This window comes from Polaromonas sp. CG_23.6 (genome assembly GCF_029892315.1).
Classification (GTDB): domain Bacteria; phylum Pseudomonadota; class Gammaproteobacteria; order Burkholderiales; family Burkholderiaceae_C; genus Polaromonas.
Genome location: NZ_JARXUY010000001.1, coordinates 3,508,939 through 3,530,253, shown reverse-complemented (window position 1 = coordinate 3,530,253; position 21,315 = coordinate 3,508,939). Strand labels below are relative to the sequence as shown.

Genomic DNA, 21,315 nt, shown 5'->3' with positions numbered 1-21,315 from the left:
GCGCATTTGCTGCAGCAGCGGCAATGCCTCTTGCGCCGCCGGGGCGTTTGCGTCATCTGGTCATTGTGCTGGGCGACCAGCTGGACGCGCAGTCATCGGCGTTTGACGGTTTTGATGCCGAACACGACGTCGTGTGGATGGCCGAAGTGGACGAGGAGTCCACCCACGTCTGGTCGGCCCGGCAGCGCATTGCCCTGTTTTTGAGCGCCATGCGCCACTTTGCCGAATCGCTGCGCGCGCGGGGCTGGACGGTTCATTACAAACGGCTGGACGACAGCGCCAACTGCGGCACGCTGGCGGCCCAACTGCAAACCGACATCGACTCGCTGGCGCCCCGCGCGCTGGTCATGGCCGCGCCGGGCGACTGGCGCGTGCTGCAGGCGATGCGCGCTGCGGCAACAGCCTCCGGCAAGCCGCTGGACCTGCGCGATGACCGGCATTTCTTCAGCACCGTGCGCGACTTTGCCGCACATGCCCACGGCCGCAAGCAGTTGCGGCTGGAATACTGGTACCGCGAACTGCGTACCAAAAATGGCATTTTGATGGAAGGCTGCAAGCCGGTGGGTGGGCAGTGGAATTTTGATGCAGACAACCGCCAGTCCTTTGGCGCGGCCGGGCCGGGCGTGCTGCCGCCGCGCAGCTTTTTTGCGCCCGATGCCATCACGCAGGACGTCATGGCGCTGGTCAACTCGCGTTTTTCGAGCCATCCCGGCACGCTGGACAGCTTTGGCTGGCCGGTCACCCGGGCGCAGGCGCTGCAGGCGCTCGATAGCTTCATTGCCCAGCGGCTGCCGCTGTTTGGCCAGTTTGAAGACGCCATGTGGCATGGCGAAGCCTGGCTTTACCACTCACACCTCTCGTCGTCGATGAACCTCAAGCTGCTGGGCGCGCGCGAAGTGGTGGCGGCAGCCGAAGCAGCCTACCGGGCTGGAAATGCGCCGCTGGCGGCCGTGGAAGGCTTTGTCCGGCAAATCCTCGGTTGGCGCGAATTCGTGCGCGGCATCTACTGGACGCAAATGCCCGATTACGCCGCCTGCAACGAACTGGACGCGCAGCAGCCGCTGCCGCATTTTTACTGGACCGGCCAGACCGACATGGCCTGCCTGCGCGATGCCCTCACGCAAACCCTGACGCACGGCTATTCGCACCACATCCAGCGCCTGATGGTCACCGGGCTGTATGCGCTGCTGCTCGGCGTCAGGCCGCAGGCGGTGCACGAGTGGTACCTGGCGGTGTATGTCGATGCGGTCGAATGGGTGGAAATGCCCAATGTGCTGGGCATGAGCCAGTTTGCCGACGGCGGGCTGATGGCCAGCAAGCCCTATGCCGCCACCGGCAAGTACATCCAGCGCATGAGCAACCACTGCAAGGGCTGCCGCTTCGATCCGGCCGAGGCCACGGGCGACAAGGCCTGCCCGTTCACCACGCTGTACTGGGATTTTTTGATTCGCCACGAACCCCGGCTGGCAAAAAACCCGCGCATGGCGCTGCAGGTGAAAAACATCGCCCGGCTGACCCCGGAAAAACGCGGCCTGATACTTCAGCAGGCGCAGCTGCACCAAACGCTGGTCAGCCAGCCGCTAGCGCCATGACGCCATTTGTCTTTGAGCCCACCTTGCAGGCCGCCCATGCGCGCATCCAGGCCGTTCGCCCGCAGGACTATGCCCGCACGCGCAATGCCCTGGACGGCGCCGTCACGCGGCTCTCGCCCTACCTGACGCATGGTTTTGTCTCGCTGGCCGAGGTGCATGCGCGCGTGGATGCGGTGTATCCGCTCGATGACCAGCACAAGTTTGTCTTTGAGCTGGGCTGGCGCGCGTATTTTCAGCATGTCTGGCGCCATGTCGGTTTGGGCATTCACCAGTCGCTGCATGATGGGCTGCTGCCGGACGCGGCTTATGCGCAAGCAATGCCGGACGACATCGTGCAGGGTAGGTGCGGCGTGCCCGCCATCGACTGCGCGGTGCGCGAACTCTATGCCACCGGCTACCTGCACAACCATGCGCGCATGTGGCTGGCCAGCTATGTGGTGCATCTGCGAAAGGTCCACTGGCATGTCGGCGCCGAATGGCTGTATTCGCATTTGCTCGACGGCGACCTGGCCAGCAACCACCTGAGCTGGCAATGGGTGGCCGGCACCGGCAGCAGCAAGCCGTATGTGTTCAATGCCGACAACGTGCAGCGTTTTGCCCCGGCCGCCTGGCACAGCCCGGGCAGTGTCATTGACACCTCTTATGAAGCGCTCGACAGCATTGCCCGCAGTGCAAAACCGGCTGTTTTTGGACGCACTGGCGTCGCCGGCATCCACCCGCCCGAGCTGTTCAGCCTGCCGCCACGGCCTGACGATTTTGCGCCGGTCGATGCGCAGGCGGTGCAGGACCGGGATGTCTGGCTGGTGCATCCGTGGGCCTTGGGCGCATTGCCTGCCGACCTGCCTGCAGGCACGCTGGCGCTGGGCATTGCCGTGGCCGAGTTTCACCAGCAGCACCCCTGGACGGCGCAGCGCTGGGAGTTTGTCATGCGCCGCATGCACCAGCTGGCGCCGCTGTGCTGGCATGCCCCCGCGCAGACCCTGGGCACGGCGCTGCGCGCTGCGCGTTCGGTGCATGTACTGGCCGATCCCCACTTGCGGGAGCCGGGCAAGCCGTGGTTGCCCGCTTCAGTCCAGCAGCATGCTGCGCCGCGCCTGTTCGCGCCGGTAGACGAACTCTGCGGCAGCTTTTCAAAGTGGCGCGGCCGAACCCGTCTGCATCGCTGAAGACAGCCCAATGCCTGCTGTGAACGTTGATGGCAAATCCGGTCGTTTGTCGCTACAGTTTTGAGGAAACCGTTTTTATCCTACGTGGTGACGCGAAAAAGGCGGGATTTTCCGGAAAGCTCGACCAGTAGCATTGGCGCATTGTTTAAACAAATAGCGGAGCCGGGACATGATTGCAGACCGAGTCACAAAAGTTGACAAGCCGCCTTTTGCTGCCTGGCTGGTGGTTGTCGCATGCATGGTTTTTGTATTTTTGCTGGCCGCGCTGTTTCAGGTCGTGGGAGGGCAGGTTGAACAGGCTGGCGTTCGCCAGGCGCAGTACAACGCAGCGAAAGTCGCCATTTCAGGCTGCGCGGCCAGCTACTCGGGCGTGGTGCGCAGGCAATGCATCGAACAGGTGAATGCAGGCTTCATGCCTTATTCGGCCTATACCCCCCAGATCGACACCGAGACCGGGTCGCAGGCTGGCTTGCCGGCCATGCGCGCTGAACAAGGCTTTCAGCAGGCCGCTTTTTCCAAGCCTTGACTCATGCCGCATGCGCCACAATTCGCAGCCGCAGACCCTGCGCATTACCTGATGTTCGTGAAACCCAAACCATGACCGATTTAAAAACTTTTTCCGACCTGGCCGGGTGTGCAGAGGATGCTCGCCTGAAGGCGCTTGCACTGGACTGGCCCGCCACCGTTCCTCTTGATCTGCCGCAGGCCTATGCGGCCGCCCTGGACGTGCGCACTGCGCGAATTCGACATGGCGACGTACCTGCGGGTTACAAAGTGGGTTTTACCAACCGCAACATCTGGCCAAAGTACCAGGTTGATGCGCCCATCTGGGGAACGGTCTGGCAAGGCAGCGTGAAGCAGGCGCCCTCCGATTCCACCAATACGCCGGTGCTGTCCCTGGACGGCTTGTGCGAGCCACGCATCGAGCCCGAAATTGTGTTTTGCCTGCGCCAGGCGCCGCCACCCGACTGCTCGGCAGACGAGCTGGTGGCGTCGCTCGACTGGGTGGCGCATGGTTTTGAAATTGTGCACACGCATTTCGCCGGCTGGAAGTTCACCGCCGCCCAGGCCGTGGCCGATGCCGGCCTGCATGGCCGGCTGCTGGTTGGAACGCGCATTGCGGTCCCGGCGGAAACGCCCACGGTCGATCTGGTTCAGGCGCTGGCTGGTTTACAGGTTCGCCTGTACAGCGACGGCGCGCTGAAAGACGAAGGCCGGGGCGTCAATGTGCTCGATGGCCCGGTGCAGGCGCTGCTGCACTTCGTGCGTGAATTGCGCGCCACGCCGGGTGCACCTGAATTGAAAGCCGGCGACCTGGTGACCACCGGCACGCTCACCGATGCCCATCCGGTGGCGCCGGGACAAACCTGGCACACGCAGATCGAGTCGTCGGGTCCGGTGGGCGGCGCGCTTGCGGGGCTGAAGGTTCGTTTTGAGTAACTTTGCATCGGTAGCACTGCATGCCTCATGAAACCGAGCCAGCCATCCTGAGTGTTTTGACACAGTCGGGCGGTTGGATGTCTGCATCGGCCTGTTGACCACTTTCTACCCGGAGGCACCATGAAATGGGAAGGCAATCGAGAATCTGACAACGTCGAGGACCGGCGCAGCGATGGTGGCGGCGGATTTGGCGGCGGTGGCGGCCTGCTGGGCGGGCGCAGCATCGGCATTGGCACCATCGTCGTGGCGCTGGTCGGCGGCTGGATATTCGGCATCAACCCCCTGACCCTGCTGAGCATGTTCAGCGGTGGGGGAGCACCCACCGCGCAGGTGCAGCAGCAAGGCCCCGCGCAGCGGCCGCCTGCGGACGACCGCATGGCCGCCTTCGTGTCCACCGTGCTGGCCGACACCGAAGACGTGTGGAAAGAGGTGTTTGCCAAGGGCGGCGGCACCTACCAGGAACCCCGCCTGGTGCTGTTTCGTGGCGCCACGCAAACTGCTTGTGGTCAGGGGCAGGCGGCCATGGGGCCTTTTTACTGTCCCGGCGACCAGAAGGTCTACATTGACCTGGGATTTTACGAAACCCTGAAAAACAAGCTGGGTGCGCCTGGCGACTTTGCGCAGGCGTATGTGATCGCCCATGAGGTCGGCCACCATGTGCAGAACCTGCTGGGCATCAGCGAAAAAATGGAGCAGATGCGCAGCCGCGTCAGCAAGGTCGAATACAACGCGCTCAGCGTGCGCCTGGAACTGCAGGCCGACTGCTTTGCCGGCGTCTGGGCCAACCACGCCCAAAGCGCCCGGCAGATTCTGGAGCAGGGCGATGTCGCAGAAGCCATGAATGCCGCCGCCCAGATTGGCGACGATGCCCTGCAGCGCTCCAGCCGCGGCGCCGTGGTGCCTGAAAGCTTTACCCATGGCACCAGTGCCCAGCGCCAGCGGTGGTTCGACACCGGCCTGAAGAACGGCAGCGTCAAGGCCTGCGACACCTTTGGCGCCCGCAACCTGTAGGTTGACTTCGAGGCAAGTCCGCCAAGCTGTTTTTCCCTGGTTTGGCCAGCGTTTGAAAAACTCCTGAATTCATAGCAGCTTGTGCTTACAGGTATTGCGCAAACGGGCGATTTGATCATAATCTGGCAAAATACAAGCGTGGTCCCTTATTCCTGGCTGGCTGGCCCGCCATGAGCATCAGAGCCGAACCGTCCAGCTGCCCACCCATTCAATAGGCCCACCTCTCCATGAACATTCTCCTGACCGGCGGTGCCGGCTATATCGGCAGCCACACCTGCGTCGCATTGATCGAGGCGGGCTTCACCCCTGTCATCCTGGACAACTTTTCCAACAGCCATCCGGCTGTACTGGAACGCCTAAAACAGATCACCGGCCAGACCGTGGCTTGTGAAACAGGCGATGTGCTCGACACGCCCTGGGTCGGCGACATGCTGGCGCGCCACAACATTGCCGCGGTGCTGCACTTTGCGGGCGACAAGGCGGTCGGCGAAAGCGTAGCCCAGCCGCTCAAGTACTACCGCAACAACATTGGCGGCGCAGTCAGTCTGCTGGAGGCGATGCAGGCTTCAAGCTGCCGGACGCTGGTGTTTTCAAGCAGCGCCACGGTCTATGGCGATCCGGTATCAGTGCCCATCACCGAAAGTTTTCCGCGCAGCCACACCAACCCCTACGGCCACACCAAGCTCGTGATCGAGGACATTTTGTCGGCGGTGCAGGCGTCCGACCCGTCCTGGCAGCTTGGCGTGCTGCGCTACTTCAACCCGGTGGGCGCGCACACCAGTGGCCTGATTGGCGAAGACCCGAGCGGCATTCCCAACAACCTGATGCCGTTCGTCACGCAGGTGGCGATTGGCAAGCGGCCTTTCCTGAACGTGTACGGCAGCGACTACGCCACGCCCGACGGCACCGGCGTGCGCGACTATATCCATGTGCAGGACCTGGCCGAAGGGCATGTGGCTGCGCTCAAGGCCTTGCTGGCAATCCAAAAAAGCTTCACCGTCAACCTGGGAACGGGCCGTGGCAACAGCGTGCTGGAAGTGGTCAGCGCGTTTGAAAAGGCCAGCGGCCGCCCCGTCAACTACCAGATTGCCCCGCGCCGGCCAGGCGATGTGGCGCAGTGTTATGCGGACCCGGCGCTGGCACACCAGTTGCTAGGGTGGACCGCCCGCCGCACCCTGGCCGACATGTGCCTGGATGCCTGGCGCTGGCAGAGCGGCAACCCGGAAGGCTATAAATAAGGAAAAATAGGCCTTTTGCGCACGGCTATATTTAGTTTATAGCTATTAAATACATAGCAATAAACAGACTTTATCAAACCTTGTATCGCAATTGCGCTCGGTTGTTTATCCTGCAAGCGCAGCGTTGCGATTTAAAAGCAGCACATCCGGGCTCATCGACACCATGTGCGCGGGGCCGAAAATGGTGGCAAATGCCACGTCTTTCGCATCGCGGCCATGGGCCAGGCGAACGATCTGGTCCAGCGGCGACATCGCGGTCGGGTCAAACATCACCCAGCGCCCACCCAGGTAAGCCTCAAAAACCGCATGAAAGTCCGGTGGTGGCTCGTCAAACGTGGCATAGCCGCTGACCAGCCGGGCTGGAATGTTCAATGCCCTGCAAAAAGTCACCGCCAGGTGCGCAAAGTCCCGGCAGACACCGGCCCGTTGCATGAAGACTTCGCGCGCTGTCGTGGTGGCATTGGTCGAGCCGATGCGGTATTCAATATTGCCGCGCACCCATTCGCAAATGGCCTGAACGCGTGCGTAGCCCGGGGGCATCTGGCCAAACAGCTGGCCGGCATTCATCCCCAGCAGGTCGGATTCGCAGTAACGGGTGGGCGTCAGGTAATGCAGCACGTCGTCGGGAATCTCGTGCACTGGCAATTCATGCGCATTGACATCGGCAGGCTCGATCAAGCGATCGACCAAGGCGTGGTAGACCACCCTCAGCGGGCCGGGCTGGGCCTGAAAGCGCAAGAAACGGTTGCCCGATTGCGCGTCGCAATAGGTCCTGAAATGCGTGGGCGGGTCAATCTGCAAATTTTCGTGGACCAGTGTCTGGCCCATGCCGTTGGCCGCATGAATCAAAAATACAAACTCGGAAGGCCCATCGACAGCATAGTCCAGCGTCGAATCAATTTGCAGCCGGTTGGTGTTGAAAGGCTGCATCGTGGGCGCGGCGGGGGCCAGACTGGCTTGCGGCAACAAGGCAGCGCTGGGGTCGTTCATCAAGGTATCGTTCATCGGAGTTCCTGCGGGCGATAGGAGACATTCAGCCATGGCTGAAGGTGTTTTATGAAGCCTATGAATTAAACCAGCCCTGACTCGACAGATACATCGGCAGGCCGGAAATGGTGCTGTAGGACGAAGCCCGCCGTTACAGGCCGTTAGACCCCGTTCAGCCTCGCTTGCGCACCTGAACGGTGACATCCATGCCCAGGAAGTCGCCCGGTGAGCCGTCCCAGGATCCATGCAGGGGCTTCGCCAGGCTGGCATGGCGGGCCACGCCCACCGGGATGAGATCGGTCCCGCCGATCAGGTTGTTGGTCGGATCGAACGGAATCCAGCCAGCGTCGGGCAGGTAGATCTGCACCCAGGCATGGGTGGAGCCGTTGCCGTGACTCTGCTGGTCTGCGGTGTCCAGCCACGGCGTGTACAGATAACCTGAAACGAAACGTGCCGCATAGCCGAGCCGTCGCACCGCCTCGATCATCAGGGTTGCAAAGTCCCGGCAGGCGCCACTTTCCAGCCGAAGTGTTTCATACGGCGTCTGGACCCCGGGGTTCAGGCGCACGTGGTAGGTCATGGAGTTACGGATGAATTCCGTCATTTCCACCAGCAGCTCGCGGGTACCGGTGGCTTCGTCAGGCTGGATGAACTGGTTAGCCCAGTCTTGCAGAATGCCGTTGGGGTCGTCGTAGTAGGGTGCGAGGTAGTGGCGCAGCACCATGCGTTCTTCTTCTCCATATGCCAGCGGAAACTGCCGGGCGCGCGAGCTCATGGGAAAGTTGACAGCGCGGGTGCCGGTGTGTTCGACCGACGACATGCACACCACCTTCAATTCATTCGCCGGACTCTGCGGCTGGATCTTGGCGATGGAATTGGAATAAGCGTCCTGAAACATGCGGATGTCCACTGGCGCAGGCGTGACCTGCAGGTCTGTGGCCAGTACCCGCAGGTCGTGGCTGTCGCGCGGGCGAAACTGCACCCAGTGCTCGCCCAGCATGACCTGCTGGGCATACCGGTAATGGGTAGTGTGGGTGATGTCGAAGATGGCGGACACGTGGGCGATCGGCAGTTGAGGAGTGCAAAGAATCTGCTTTTTGCCAGAACTGTGCAATCAGTGGTCGGCAGGCAAGCCTGTCGGATGCCTCCTACTCGCCTTGACCGGCGTGCGCGGTGCCCGCTGAGCTGAGCTGAGCCGGCGGGTCTACAGGCGTGCCAGCAATTCGGTTTTCTTGGTGTTGAAGTCTTCGTCGCTGATGATGGCGCGGCTTCGCAGGTCGGCAAGCTTCTCGATCATCAGGAAAATGTCCGCATCGCCTGTCGCTGGATTGCCGGGACGGTCTTGCAATTGCGGCTGAAGCCGGACCGGGGCTGGCGATTCAGAGGCGGGGAGGTTTCCTGGCACGAATTCAGGCGTGGCTGAATACGCTGGGTTGAAGCCATTGGCGTGTTGCTGCACGCCATTGACCGACACGACCGGCAGGCGGCTCACATCCACCTGACCGTACTGACTCGAAAAGGTGACGGAGCCGCCATAAGACTGCTGCTGTGAAAAGCCGCCAAGTTGGTGATCCTGCGTGTCATAGACGGTGACGCTGCCATTCACTTCGATGGCCAGGCGGCGCGCCTGCGCAAAGTAGGCATAGCGCACGCCGTTCTGGGCGCCGGTGCTGTTGGGCCAGCGCAGGTCGGACGGCCACCAGTCGGGGGACATGCCTGGAGCCGGCGCAGCAAACAGGCTGGCTGTAGGGTTCATGGGTCCATTGGCGTCCTGGTAGGGGCCGCCGGCATGGCTGGTTTGCTGCTGGTCACCCTGGTTTTGCGACTGGAAGCTGCCGGTCCTGAGCAGTTCAGGCTGGCTGGCCACCAGCCTGGAAAGTTCGCAGCACAGGGCATCGACGCGGCTTTTGAGCTGGCCATTGAACATGTCGGACACCATGGTCATGCCGCCGCTCATCCACTGGCCAGAGCCGCTGAATTCGGGATGGTTGAACTGCGCCATGCTGCCGTTGCCGTTGATGACCGATACGAGCATGCTGGCGACCGCCTCAGGGCTGAATCCGTGGCGCTGGGCGATGTCGTTCACGGCCTGCTGGCCGCTGTTGGAAAGTTGTTTCATGAAAATAGCCCAATTGGGTGAAATGGAAAAACATGATGCGCCGGCACGGGGGGCCGGATTCCAACGGTTGACACGACCTGCCGGCAAGCAGCATCCATCGCCGCTCAAGCCGGAAAACCTGCCGGCACCTGATTGCCCGAACCCGACAGGCCGTTCAGCGGCAGCGGTGTGACGGTCACCCGCACCTCAAGCTCCTGCTCGCCGCCGCCCAGCACCACGCCGCGCATCGGTGTGACATCGCTGAAATCGCGGCCCCAGCCCAGGGTGATGTGCTCGTGCTGCACCAGGCAGCGGTTGGTCGGGTCAAAATCCACCCAACCCAGGTCGGGGCAAAAAACCGACACCCAGGCATGCGACGCATCGGCACCGATCATGCGTGGCTGGCCGGCCGGCGGGTGCGTCAGGATGTAGCCGCTCATGTAGCGCGCAGGCAGGCCCAAGCTGCGCAGGCAGCCAATCATCAACTGGGCAAAATCCTGGCAAACGCCCCGGCGGCCGCGCAGCACCTCGTCGAGTGGCGTGGAAATGTCGGTGGCGTCCGCGTCGAAATCGAACTCGTCAAAAATTCGCTGGGTCAGGTCGAGCGCGGCATCAAGTTGCGCCCGGCCCGGCGTGAAGCTGATGCGCGCAAACGCTTCCAGCTCAAGGCTGCAGCTCACATGCGGCGAAGCATACAGATAGCGGTAGGCGTCAGCCAGGGCCGTCTCCATGCCCTGCTGCAGCCGGTCGCGCAGGCTTTCCCACGAAGCGCTTTTCTGGATGCTGTCCAGATCGGGACGCTGCATCAGTGCGACCGTTGATTCGGCATGCACCAGCAGGCTCTGGTGCGCTGCGGTGATGGTGATCTGGCGGGTCTGGTTGCCAAAATAATCCATCCCGTCCACGCCATCGTTTTCTGTTGGCGTCACCCACAGCGCATGCGACTCGATTTGCTGGTAGGAGAAAGACCTCGGCGTCATGTGCAGGTATTGCTGGGACAGCGTGACTGTGCTTGCGTAGTTCACCTGGGTTTCGTGAACAACGTGATAACGGGCGCGCACGGCAGGGCTCACGGGCAAGGAATTCATGCTGTGTGCGTCCTCGTTGGGTGGCTGCCGGTGTAGCTGAAGAATTGAACGCTGACCTGTTGCGACATTTGCGCGCTTGCCACCTTAATACGACGGAGCAGGTCAATCAGGTGCGCATTGCCGCAATACAGGTCTGTGTCGGGCGCCAGCGACACCAACTCGTTCCTCAACAGCGTGAGTTCCTGTTCCCCACACGAGCCGTAGGTCAGCGATATTTTCGTCAGGCTCTTGAGGACGCCTTCGAGCTGGAAAAGGATCGAACGGGTGTTGCTTTCGTCCAGTAACAGCAAATCCAGCACCGGCAGCCATTCGGGCTGTGCGCGGTAGCGGGCGCGGTAGATGATGATGCAGTCGGACAGTTCCAGCAGCCAGTCCAGGTTGCCATTGGCTTGCATGCCAAGCGCATGTTGCAGCGTCACCGCCTGAAACTGCAGGCGTTCCAGACGCCGTCCCAGGGACATGAAACGCCAGCCCAGGTCGCGGCTCATGCCGTCAAGGGCAAAGCCGGACATGGTCATCAGCGCGGTGGTGGCGTCGTCAAGAATGGTCATCGCCTCCGACTGGGACAGCCGGACGCCAGCACCAGACACGCTTTGCACCATCTGGTTGAAGGCGCGCCAGTTGTCAACGGAAAAGCGTTCACGCAACTGGCCGGCACTCTGGAAGAGCTGCTGCTGCTGCCTGGCCAGCCCCGGAACGTCGGGCGACGCCACTGCCAGCATCAGTGCGGCCTCAATCTTGGTGTCGCTCAAAAAGGATGCCGTCTTGCCGGCCTGTGTCTGGTTCTGAGTTTGACTTTGAACTGGCGTGTTTTCTGTGGACTCGATCAGGCCGAACCAGGTGCACAGCGCCACCACGGTCGGCCATTCGTCGCCGTGATTGGTCGGTCCCACACTGAACAGGAAATTCAGTGCAACCCGAAGCAGTCGGGCGGTGTTGTCACAACGCTCGGCATTGCGGCCGAACCAGAATAGATTTTCTGCCACGCGGCTGGAAATATGCGTGTCGTCGCGAACCAGGTCCTGGTGCGTGATGGTGCGTTTGCGCAGACTGGGCACCTCGACATGCTGGCTGGCCTGTATCCAGGTGTCCTTGCTGCCGCCGCCACGCTGCATGGTGATGATGCGCGCATCCCTGCCTGTTGCCACGCGGGTCAGTCCCCCGGGCATCACGACATAGCCATTCGGCGTGGCGCACGCATACACCCGAAGGCCGATGGCGCGGGCGCTCAAGCTGCCGGGCGCATCGGGATTCAGTACCGGCGCCTGGGACAGCCGCACCAGTTCCTGCGCCACGTAGTTCTTGGGGTTGGCGCGCAGCTTATGGATGAAGGCTGCGCGCGCCTCTCCCTTCAGGTCTTTGCCGAAGACGGGAAATTCCCGGAGCTGGGGAAAGCTCGGCTTGATGATGAGCTGGTCAAGCCGGTTGATCACCACTTCCAGCGCAGCCGGTTCGCCGCACCACCAAGTGGCAACGGAGGGCATCTTGAGTGGCTCACCCAGCAGACGCTTGCACAGCAAGGGCAGAAAGCCGAGCAGCGCACCCGACTCCAGCAGGCTCGATCCCAGGCTGTTGGCGATGAGCACATTGCCGCGCCGGGCGGCGTCGGTCAATCCGGCCACACCCAGCGCAGAATCGGCGCGAAGCTCAAGCGGGTCGCAGTAGTCATCGTCAACCCGGCGCATCACCACATGCACACGCTGCAGGCCGGACAGGGTCTTGTGCCAGACGATGCCGTCCCGCACCGTCAGGTCGCTGCCCTCAACCAGTGGCAACCCCAGATAACGTGCCAGGTAGGCTTGCTCATAATAGGTTTCGTTGTACGGCCCGGGTGTCAGCAGAACGATCAGCGGCGCTTCACTTTCGCGCAGCGGTATGCCATGGCCATTGGCGGCGCACTGGCGCCCCCAGGTGGCCAGGCTGTCGCGCAGGGTGTCAAAAAAGCCCGCCAGGTGCTGGACGTTCAAGTCGCGCAGCAGGTCAGGAAAGGTCCGCGAGATGACCGACCGGTTTTCCAGCGCATACCCGGCGCCCGAGGGTGCCTGTGTCCGGTCGGCCACGGCCCACCAGCCGCCGTTGGGCGCCCGAGCCAGGTCGATGGCATAAAAGTGCAGGGCGACGCCGTCCTTGTGCTGCATGCCATGGCATGGCCGCAGGAAGCCCGCATGTCCATGAATCAGCGCTGGCGGCAACAGCCTTTCTGCCAGCATTTTTTGCTCGCCATAGACATCGATCAGCAGCCGGTTCATCAGCGTGGCGCGCTGGATCACCGCGGCTTCGATGCCTGCCCACTCGCCATGCGGCAGGATCATCGGCAGGACATTCAGGTCCCAGGGGCGTTGCACACCTTTGTCGTCGGTATAGACGTTATAAGTGACCCCATTTTCACGCACCTGTCGCTGTACCGACTCGGTGCGCTTGCGCATGACATCAGGCGCTTCATGTGCCATGCTGTCCAGAAAGGTGCGCCAGTGTGCGCGTGGCTGGCCAGAGCCCTCCAGCATTTCATCAAAACTATCTGGCGCAGCCGGATAACCGGCAAGCAGTTGATTCAACATCGGATCGGGTTATTTCTCTTGCAAAAACGCGGATGGCCCAGAAGCGAGACATCCGCGTTGGGTGACCGTGCAAGGACACAGTCAATAAGGCTGCCACCGCAAGTCGAGCGTCATGGGAAAGCCTGGGTTCAACTCTTCTTTATACACGTTCATGGGTCCAGGTGTATGACCATGCGACCAAAAGCGCGCAAACCGGCGTGCCTCGGCCGCATTGGCATTGATCGGCGAATGCTCCTCGCTGCGTCCGCCCGGATGCACGACGTGGTAGGTGCAGCCGCCAATGGCGCGGCCGCTCCAGGTGTCCACCAGGTCAAAGGTCAGCGGCGCCTGCACACCGATGGTCGGGTGCAGGGCGGACCACGGGCTCCAGGCGCGAAAACGCACGCCCGCCACATACTCACCTGGAACGCCGGTCGGATGCAGCGGCAGCATGCGCCCGTTGCAGGCGATCACATGGCGCCCGTCGGTCAGTCCGCGTACCCGCAATTGCATGCGCTCGACTGACGAATCAACATAGCGCGCCGTGCCGCCGCCGGTCATTTCCTCGCCCAGCACATTCCACGGCTCGATGGCCTGGCGCAGCTCCATCTCCACGCCCTCATACACCACGGTACCAAAGCGGGGAAACCGGAATTCGATGAACGGGTCGAACCAATGCTCTTCGAAGGCGTAGCCCGAGGCACGCAAATCCTTGACGACGTCGCGGATGTCCTGCGCCACGAAATGCGGCAGCATCCAGCGGTCATGCAGCGCAGTGCCCCAGTGAACCAGTTTGGCCTGGTAGGGCTGGCGCCAGAAACGCGCTACCAGCGCGCGCAGCAGCAGCATCTGCAACAGACTCATTCGCTCATGCGGCGGCATTTCAAAAGCGCGGAATTCGACCAGTCCAAGCCGGCCGGTCGGGCCGTCAGGGGAGTACAGCTTGTCGATGGAAAATTCCGAGCGATGGGTATTGCCGGTCAGGTCGACCAGCAGGTTGCGCAGCAGCCGGTCCACCATCCAGGGTTTGTCGCCCGGCTGCATCGTGGGCAGCACCTTGTCCATCTGCTGGAAGGCAATTGCCAGTTCATACAGATTGTCGTCGCGTGCTTCATCAACGCGCGGCGCCTGGCTGGTCGGCCCGATGAAGGTGCCCGAGAACAGGTACGACAGCGCCGGATGGTTCTGCCAGTAGGTGATCAGGCTTTTCAGCAGGTCGGGCCGGCGCAACATCGGGCTGTCTTCGGCGGTCGCGCCCCCTAACGTGGCGTGGTTGCCGCCGCCGGTGCCGGTGTGGCGGCCATCGACCATGAACTTTTCAGTGCCCAGGCGCGTCAGCCGGGCCTCTTCGTACAGCGTGGTCATGTTGTAGACCAGCTCGTTCCAACTGGCCGCCGGGTGGATGTTTACCTCGATAACACCCGGATCGGGCGTGACGCTGAGCAGCTTGATGCGCGGGTCGCGCGGCGGCGGATAGCCTTCGATCCACAGCTTGAGCTTGAGCTTGGCCGCCGTGTTCTCGACCGACGTGACCAGCGCCAGGTAGTCCTCGATGCGTTTGACCGGCGGCATGAAGACATGCAGCCGGCCACCCCGCACCTGCACGCACAGCGCGGTGTGGATGACTTCGCGTGGCTCTGGCTGCTCGTCGGCAAGCACAGGCTTCTTCACCTTGGCCGTTCCCCGTTTTTCCTTTCGGCCGGCATCGAGTGGTGTCTGCGGTGCAAAAGGATCGACGTCGAATTCAGGCTCTTTTTCGTCGGGCTGCACCCAGGGCAGTGCATTCAGCGGCAGGCGCAGCCCCAGGGGCGAGTCGCCCTCGGTCAGGTAAAGATGCTCGCGCTTGAGCGGCCAGGGTGACGTGCGCCAGGCGGTTCCCAGTGCAATGCTTGGGTCCAGGTCCCTGGGTTTGAGCGGCAGCACATAGCCCACGACCTGGCCCAGTCCGTCTTCCAGCAGGCGCGCCAGGCGTCGCCGCTGCTCGGGCGCTTTCAGGTCAGCCTGCAGTGGGTCCAGGTTGACCGGCAGGCCTTGCTCCAGCCGCGCTTGCTGCAACACATCTTCATAAGCGGGAATCTGGCTGTGGGCCGGCAAACCCAGCGCCTTGACCAACTCGGTGCTGAAAAGCTCGGCCTCTTCGCTGCCATAGCCGTCGGCTCGGGCCTCGTCCGAAAACAGCGTCGGATCAAGCCACATCGGCTGGCCGTCAATGCGCCAGTAAATGTTCAGGGCCCAGCGCGGCAGTGGCTCGCCCGGGTACCATTTTCCCTGGCCGTAATGCAGCATGCCGCCAGGCGCAAAGTGATTTTTCAGGCGATGCATGAGCTGGCCGGCCAGTTCACGCTTCTTGTCGCCATGCGCCAAGGTGTTCCATTCGGCGCCGTCCATGTCGTCAATGGACACAAAAGTCGGCTCACCGCCCTGCGTCAGGCGCACATCCTGGCGCTTCAGGTCGGCATCAACCTGCTGGCCGAGCTGGTTGATTTTTTGCCAATCTTCTTCGGTGTACGGCTTGGTGACGCGCGGGTCTTCATGAATGCGCGTGATCGTCATTTCATGGAAGAACGTCACCTCGGCCTTGTCGGTAAAGCCGGTCACCGGCGCTGCCGATGACGGCATGGCCGTGCAGGCCAGCGGAATATGGCCTTCGCTGGCCAGCATGCCCGATGTCGGGTCCAGCCCGATCCAGCCGGCGCCGGGAACATACACCTCGGTCCACGCATGCAGGTCGGTGAAATCGACTTCGGTTCCGCTCGGGCCATCCAGCGAGGCCTGGTCGGCGCGCAGCTGGATCAGGTAACCCGACACGAACCGTGCAGCCAAACCCATCTCGCGCATGATCTGCACCAGCAGCCACCCGCTGTCGCGGCAGGAGCCCGAGCGTTTTTGCAGCGTTTCTTCAGGGGTCTGAACGCCCGGCTCCATCCGCAGCAAGTAGGCAATGTCGCCCTGCAGGCGTTGGTTCACCGCCACCAGGAAGTCGTTGGTCGCCAGGTTTTTCTTCAGCAGGTCGCGCCGCGCCGCCGCCACCCAGGCCACCAGCAACTCACCGGGCTTGTCGATCTTCAGGTAGGGGCTGAGTTCGGCGGCCAGTTGAACCGGATAACTGAACGGGAAAAATTCAGCATATTTTTCGACGAAAAAATCAAACGGATTGATGACGGTCATGTCCGCCACCAAATCGACCGTGAATTCGAGCTTGTCTGATTTTTCAGGGAACACGTAGCGGCCGATGTAATTGCCGTACGGGTCTTGCTGCCAGTTGATGAAGTGGTCTTCCGGCGTGACGGTCAACGAATACGAAAGAATCGGGGTGCGCGCATGGGGCGCTGGCCGCAGGCGCACCTCATGTGGTGACAGTGCGACCAGGCGATCGTAGTGGTAGCTGGTTTTGTGGTGCAGCGCAACACGGATGGCCATGAGAGGGTGCCTTTCGATGAATAAGCGAAAACGCGGACGGGGCCGCATGACGGAAAACTGAAAAACTGTACCGGACGCACAATTCATGCCCGGATTTACAGGTTATAGCAGTGATAGCCGAAGGTTTGACGCTGATTATCGAATGCACCCGCATTGACTAACGGGCCAGGGTTAAAGCCATTTCGTTATACACAAGTCCCCTGAGCCTGAAGCTCGCGTGAGAACCTGATGCCGGCGGCAAAGTCCAGAATGCGCTGCATGCCCAACCAGATGGTTTTCACGCCCGGCTCACCATCACCCGTGCGCGCTAGAAAGCCACCGAGTCTGGCAACCAAGCGCACCACCTCGTTGAGCGTGGGCGGCTTGCTTGGCAGCTTCTGCTTGTTCAGGATGTAGGCTGCTTTCCACTCATCGGGCTCGAACATCAACTGGGCATCCAGGTCCGGGCAACTTCGCCCCAGCCGCATCAGCCGGGCGATACGCCAGGCCACCACCATGTACAGCACCAGCGCGCGCTCAATCTTCTCGATGCTTCCCAGTTGCAGCGCCTCGATGCGGCAGCCGTTCTTCAGGACATGAAAGAACATCTCGATTTCCCAGCGGGCCCGGTACCAGTCAATCATGCGCGCGGCCTGCTCCAGGCTCTGCACCGGTAGATTGGTCAGCAGCCGCCACTCGACAGGCTTGTCGCCTGCGGCAGGCTGCATTTCCTTGGCCACGATGCAACTGGCCTGCACAAAGTGGCCTTTGCCATCGGGCAGTTCGAGCATTTGCGCCCACACCTGCTGGACCACTTCACGGGCGCGCTGGCCCTTGCGCGAGGCCATTACAAAGCGTATTTCGCCCAGAGGCTCGCTTTGTAACACAGAGATCCAGAGTTTGTCGCCGCTGGACATGGTGCGGTTGTGTTGGGAGCGCAGCAGCCAGTCCACAGGCGTGCCCAGCGCGCACGCGCGCCGCATCAACTCCATGATGTCGGCCTCGCGGTCAGCCAGGTACACCAACCGGGTGCCGGACAACTCGGCGGCCATTTCGGCCAGCCGCTCGTAACCTTCCACCCAGCGCACACTCTCCTTGATGCCGGGGCGGCTGCCGTCCTTGTTTTTGGGTTCGCGTGCCCACATCCACGCGTCGAGCACGCCCAGCGGTTCGCGCGAAGTCGACACGGCGTAGGTCGGATGCGCGTACATGCCGCGCTGCGCTTCATAGCTCAGCGGCCCCAGGCCGCTGGCCTCCTGCCCGTTGAAGTCCAGCTCGGTCGTGTCCTGAATGCACAGCACCACCTCGTGCCCGGCCATGCGCGTCTTGGCGCAGTCCGTGTGCGCGCCCAAAATCGCACGCCAATCGACTTCCTCGTTGCCGAAGAACCGGTACGCCGCCATGGTGTCGGCCCAGTCCCCGCAGGCTTGCGGCACGCTCGCCATGGGCTGGGCGCTCAAGCGCTCCACCAGCCGGATGGCCCGCTTGTTGCGCCGCTCATCGCCCAAGTCTATCGTCTCAAATTCAGTGCCTGCCCAGCCCATCGTTTTCCTTCAAATCTTTCTTGAGGAGAATTTTGCCGGAGTTGTGTATAACGAAATGGGTTAAAGCGCATAGCCCGTCCTTGCCCCTGGCCATTGGTCGAGGGACCCATCAGGCTGCTGAAGGCCGACCCATCATGGCCTGGATTGGATAGATGAAGCGATGAATGGCTATTTGGCGGGCTGCATGTCCGTCACCACGAGCGCACCACCGGATTTTTCAGCCTTGAAGCGAACCTTGTCGCCGACCTTCGCTTTTTCCAGCAGGGCCGCGTCCTTGACCTGAAACACCATGGTCATTCCAGGCATGTCCAGGTTCTTGATCTCACCGTGCTTGAGGGTGATTTTCTTGTTGTCCATGTCCACTTTTCGGATTTCGCCTTCAGCCATCTCGGCTGAAGCGGCCATGGGCATTTCTTTTTTCGCATCGTCCTTGATCATGGGTGCGCTGCCATGCGAGCTTGCATAGGCCGCTGAAGCGCTGGCCAGGACGGCGGTCAGGATCAGCACAGATTTGAGGGATTTTGAGTTCATGGTGTTTTCTTTCAGGATTTAACAGAAGATCGGGAAGGGTAGGATTGGTAAATGCGCGAACTGCCATCGTTCAACACCAGCAGCACGTCGTAGGCATCCCGGGTGTTGCCCATTTCCATACCCGGTGAGCCCATCGGCATGCCGGGCACGGCCAGGCCAAGCGCCTTGGGTTGCTCGCGCAGCAAGCGGCGCAGTTCTTTCGCCGGAACATGGCCCTCCACCACATAGTTGCCCAGACGCGCAGTGTGGCAAGAAGCAAATTTGGCATCCAAGCCAAATTGTTGACGAAAGGGCGCCGTGTCTTCGACGTCATGGGTTGTCATTTCAAAGCCGCTCTTGCGCAGATGCGCCACCCATTCATGGCAGCAGCCACAGCTTGGCGTTTTCCAGACGCTGATGGGGCTGGCGCTGCTGGCTGCCAGCGCACCCAAAGGCTGCACGACGACGGCAGGGCCCAGCAGTGCCAACGGCAGCTTCAATGCGAAGCGACGAGAAACGGAATTAATGTGCATGCTCGCCATGGCTCTGACCTTTGGCTTTCACGTTGGCGCCTGCCACATTGACCACCCCCTTCATGCCGGCGTCAAAGTGGCCAGGCTGCAGGCAGGCAAAGTCCACCTTGCCAGCCTTGGTGAAATGCCAGATGATTTCGCCGCTCTTGCCGGGCGCGACCGTCACCATGTTTTCGTCGGCATGCTCCATTTCGGGGTTTTTCTTCATCACCTCATAGTGTTCCTTGAGTTCCTTTTGGGTTCCCAGCACCATTTCGTGCTTGACCTGGCCGGAATTCTTGGCAACAAAGCGGATGGTTTCACCCTGCTTGACGGCGATTTTTGAGGTGTGAAAGCGCATGTCGTCGGTCATGTCGACGTTGACGGTGCGTGTCACGTTGGCGGCAACGCCGGGTTTGCCGATCTCCTCGACGCTGCCGTGGCCCCCGGCGTGGTTGCCTGCGGCCATTGCCGTCATGGCCAAAAAGATGCCGGGGATGGCGATCAGTAGGTTGCGTGATTTCATGAAATACCTTTCAAGCGTGGGAATGGAAAAAAATGTAGTGGTCGGGCCAGCGCCAGTTTGCAAGCAGACGACAGGCCTGAAAATTTGTTAAAAAAAGGCTGTAGCGCAGGTGTATATTGTGCTGACAGCTACTATTTTGATAGTAATTCGGTTTTGCACAAGATGCCTTCTTCGATGGATGGAATGCTGATCGTCAATGATTCATACCGCCCATACCGCCCATACCGCGCATCACGGGCTTGCGAACCTGAACTTCAACTTCTTTCATCGGCATGTTCTGCGCTTTCATGGTCTGGCCGCCCTCGGCGGCAAAGCGCGCCGGATTCGGCAGTGCGCCGGTCCATTCATACGCCACACTGCCGGCCGGATGCTTGTACCAGCCCGGGTCTTTGTAGTCGCCGGCTTTTTGGCCCTTGCGCACCTTGACAATGCTGAACATGCCGCCCATCTCGACCGAGCCGAAGGGGCCCGCGCCGGTCATCATCCGTTCGGTGTTGTCCGGCAAAGGCATTTCCATCTCGGCCATGTCGGCCATGCCGCGCTCGCCCATCACCATATAGTCGGGAATGACGTTGGTGATGTCTTTTACGACTTTGCGATGGTCCACGCCAATCAGCGTCGGCACGTCGTGGCCCATCGCGTTCATGGTGTGGTGGCTCTTGTGGCAATGAAAGGCCCAGTCGCCTTCTTCGTTGGCCACAAACTCGATCTGGCGCATCTGCCCCACCGCCACATCGGCGGTGACTTCGGGCCAGCGGCTTGCCTTGGGCGTCGGTCCGCCGTCGGTGCCAGTCACGGTAAATTCATGCCCGTGAATGTGTATCGGGTGGTTCGTCATGGTCAGGTTGCCCATGCGGATGCGCACTTTGTCGTTCTTGGCCACCACCAGCGGATCGATGCCCGGAAAGATCCGGCTGTTCCAACTCCACAGGTTGAAGTCGAGCATCGTCATGATCTTGGGCGTGTAGGCGCCCGGGTCAATGTCGTAGGCGTTGAGCAGGAACACGAAGTCGCGATCCACCTCGTCGATCAAGGGATGCGCGGCCTTGGGGTGCGTGATCCAGAAACCCATCATGCCCATCGCCATCTGCGTCATCTCGTCGGCATGTGGGTGGTACATGAAGGTACCCGGGCGGCGCGCCACAAACTCGTAAACGAAGGTCTTGCCAACCGGAATGGCCTTTTGGTTCAAGCCCGTCACGCCATCCATGCCGTTGGGCAGGCGCTGGCCGTGCCAGTGCACGCTGGTGTGCTCGGGCAGCTTGTTGGTGACAAAGATGCGCACCCGGTCGCCCTCGACCACTTCAATCGTGGGCCCGGGCGACTGGCCGTTGTAGCCCCACAGGTGCGCCTTGAAGCCGGGCGACATCTCGCGCACCACGGGCTCGGCCACCAGGTGGAATTCCTTTATGCCTGCGTTCATGCGCCAGGGCAGTGTCCAGCCATTCAGGGTGACCACCGGGTTGTAGGGGCGGCCCGTATTGGGCACCAGCGGCGCCATGGTGTCGGGCGTGGTCTGGAACACCGGCTCTGGCAATGCGGCCATGGCCACCCGGCTCACCGCAGCAGCGGCCACCGCCGTGGTGATGGCGCCTGCACCGGTCAAAAAATTTCGTCTGTTGTTCATAAGAGTTTTGTTCAATATGTTTCGTGAATCTGGGCGTGAC

The 21,315-nt window shown here is 61.5% G+C and carries 17 protein-coding genes; 6 read left to right on the top strand and 11 right to left on the bottom strand.

What is annotated here, in order from left to right; all coding sequences use genetic code 11:
* Positions 1 to 23 precede the first annotated feature (23 nt).
* The 6 genes from H4V98_RS16720 to galE all read left to right on the top strand — a co-directional run bounded on the left by H4V98_RS16720 (position 24) and on the right by galE (position 6,447).
* Positions 24 to 1,592, top strand: coding sequence for a cryptochrome/photolyase family protein (locus H4V98_RS16720; protein ID WP_196864827.1), 1,569 nt, complete (start codon positions 24 to 26; stop codon positions 1,590 to 1,592).
* Positions 1,589 to 2,758, top strand: a complete 1,170-nt coding sequence (locus tag H4V98_RS16715) for an FAD-binding domain-containing protein (RefSeq protein WP_196864826.1) — start codon at positions 1,589 to 1,591, stop codon at positions 2,756 to 2,758. Before H4V98_RS16720 ends, H4V98_RS16715 begins: the two co-directional genes overlap by 4 nt.
* A 169-nt stretch (positions 2,759 to 2,927) precedes the next feature.
* The gene (locus H4V98_RS16710) at positions 2,928 to 3,284 is read left to right on the top strand and encodes a hypothetical protein (protein ID WP_196864825.1); all 357 of its coding nucleotides are present in this window, start codon (positions 2,928 to 2,930) and stop codon (positions 3,282 to 3,284) included.
* 71 nt (positions 3,285 to 3,355) lie between these two features.
* Positions 3,356 to 4,198, top strand: coding sequence for a hydratase (locus H4V98_RS16705; RefSeq protein ID WP_196864824.1), 843 nt, complete (start codon positions 3,356 to 3,358; stop codon positions 4,196 to 4,198).
* Between the two features lie 120 nt (positions 4,199 to 4,318).
* On the top strand, positions 4,319 to 5,209 hold the full coding sequence (locus H4V98_RS16700; RefSeq protein WP_196864823.1) for a neutral zinc metallopeptidase: 891 nt from the start codon (positions 4,319 to 4,321) through the stop codon (positions 5,207 to 5,209).
* Positions 5,210 to 5,436: 227 nt separating this feature from the next.
* Positions 5,437 to 6,447 (top strand): UDP-glucose 4-epimerase GalE, encoded by a 1,011-nt coding sequence (galE, locus tag H4V98_RS16695; RefSeq protein WP_196864822.1) that lies wholly within the window; start codon positions 5,437 to 5,439, stop codon positions 6,445 to 6,447.
* 105 nt (positions 6,448 to 6,552) lie between these two features.
* On the opposite strand, the gene H4V98_RS16690 is transcribed toward galE, so the two are convergent.
* The 11 genes from H4V98_RS16690 to H4V98_RS16640 form a co-directional block, all read right to left on the bottom strand.
* Entirely contained in the window at positions 6,553 to 7,452 is a 900-nt protein-coding gene (locus H4V98_RS16690) for a transglutaminase family protein (protein ID WP_196864821.1), read from the bottom strand.
* A gap of 154 nt (positions 7,453 to 7,606) precedes the next feature.
* Positions 7,607 to 8,491 (bottom strand): transglutaminase family protein, encoded by an 885-nt coding sequence (locus tag H4V98_RS16685; protein ID WP_280757719.1) that lies wholly within the window; start codon positions 8,489 to 8,491, stop codon positions 7,607 to 7,609.
* Positions 8,492 to 8,638: 147 nt separating this feature from the next.
* On the bottom strand, positions 8,639 to 9,553 hold the full coding sequence (locus tag H4V98_RS16680) for an SHOCT domain-containing protein (protein ID WP_196864820.1): 915 nt from the start codon (positions 9,551 to 9,553) through the stop codon (positions 8,639 to 8,641).
* Positions 9,554 to 9,657: 104 nt separating this feature from the next.
* On the bottom strand, positions 9,658 to 10,620 hold the full coding sequence (locus tag H4V98_RS16675; RefSeq protein ID WP_196864819.1) for a transglutaminase family protein: 963 nt from the start codon (positions 10,618 to 10,620) through the stop codon (positions 9,658 to 9,660).
* On the bottom strand, positions 10,617 to 13,178 hold the full coding sequence (locus H4V98_RS16670; protein WP_196864818.1) for a circularly permuted type 2 ATP-grasp protein: 2,562 nt from the start codon (positions 13,176 to 13,178) through the stop codon (positions 10,617 to 10,619). Before H4V98_RS16670 ends, H4V98_RS16675 begins: the two co-directional genes overlap by 4 nt.
* An 81-nt stretch (positions 13,179 to 13,259) precedes the next feature.
* Positions 13,260 to 16,577, bottom strand: a complete 3,318-nt coding sequence (locus H4V98_RS16665; RefSeq protein ID WP_196864817.1) for a transglutaminase family protein — start codon at positions 16,575 to 16,577, stop codon at positions 13,260 to 13,262.
* A 185-nt stretch (positions 16,578 to 16,762) separates the two neighbouring features.
* Positions 16,763 to 18,100 carry an IS4 family transposase gene (locus tag H4V98_RS16660; protein WP_280757450.1) on the bottom strand — a complete coding sequence of 446 codons (1,338 nt, stop codon included), beginning with the start codon at positions 18,098 to 18,100 and terminating at the stop codon, positions 16,763 to 16,765.
* A gap of 168 nt (positions 18,101 to 18,268) precedes the next feature.
* Positions 18,269 to 18,631 (bottom strand): copper-binding protein, encoded by a 363-nt coding sequence (locus H4V98_RS16655; protein WP_196864816.1) that lies wholly within the window; start codon positions 18,629 to 18,631, stop codon positions 18,269 to 18,271.
* Between the two features lie 11 nt (positions 18,632 to 18,642).
* A complete protein-coding gene (locus H4V98_RS16650; RefSeq protein ID WP_196864815.1) occupies positions 18,643 to 19,143 on the bottom strand; it encodes a DUF411 domain-containing protein in 501 nt (166 codons plus the stop codon).
* Complete coding sequence (locus H4V98_RS16645; RefSeq protein WP_196864814.1) at positions 19,133 to 19,648, bottom strand: cupredoxin family protein; 516 nt, start codon at positions 19,646 to 19,648, stop codon at positions 19,133 to 19,135. The genes H4V98_RS16650 and H4V98_RS16645 overlap by 11 nt, the downstream gene beginning before the upstream one ends.
* Positions 19,649 to 19,841: 193 nt before the next feature.
* Positions 19,842 to 21,275 (bottom strand): copper oxidase, encoded by a 1,434-nt coding sequence (locus H4V98_RS16640; RefSeq protein WP_196864813.1) that lies wholly within the window; start codon positions 21,273 to 21,275, stop codon positions 19,842 to 19,844.
* Between the last annotated feature and the right edge of the window lie 40 nt (positions 21,276 to 21,315).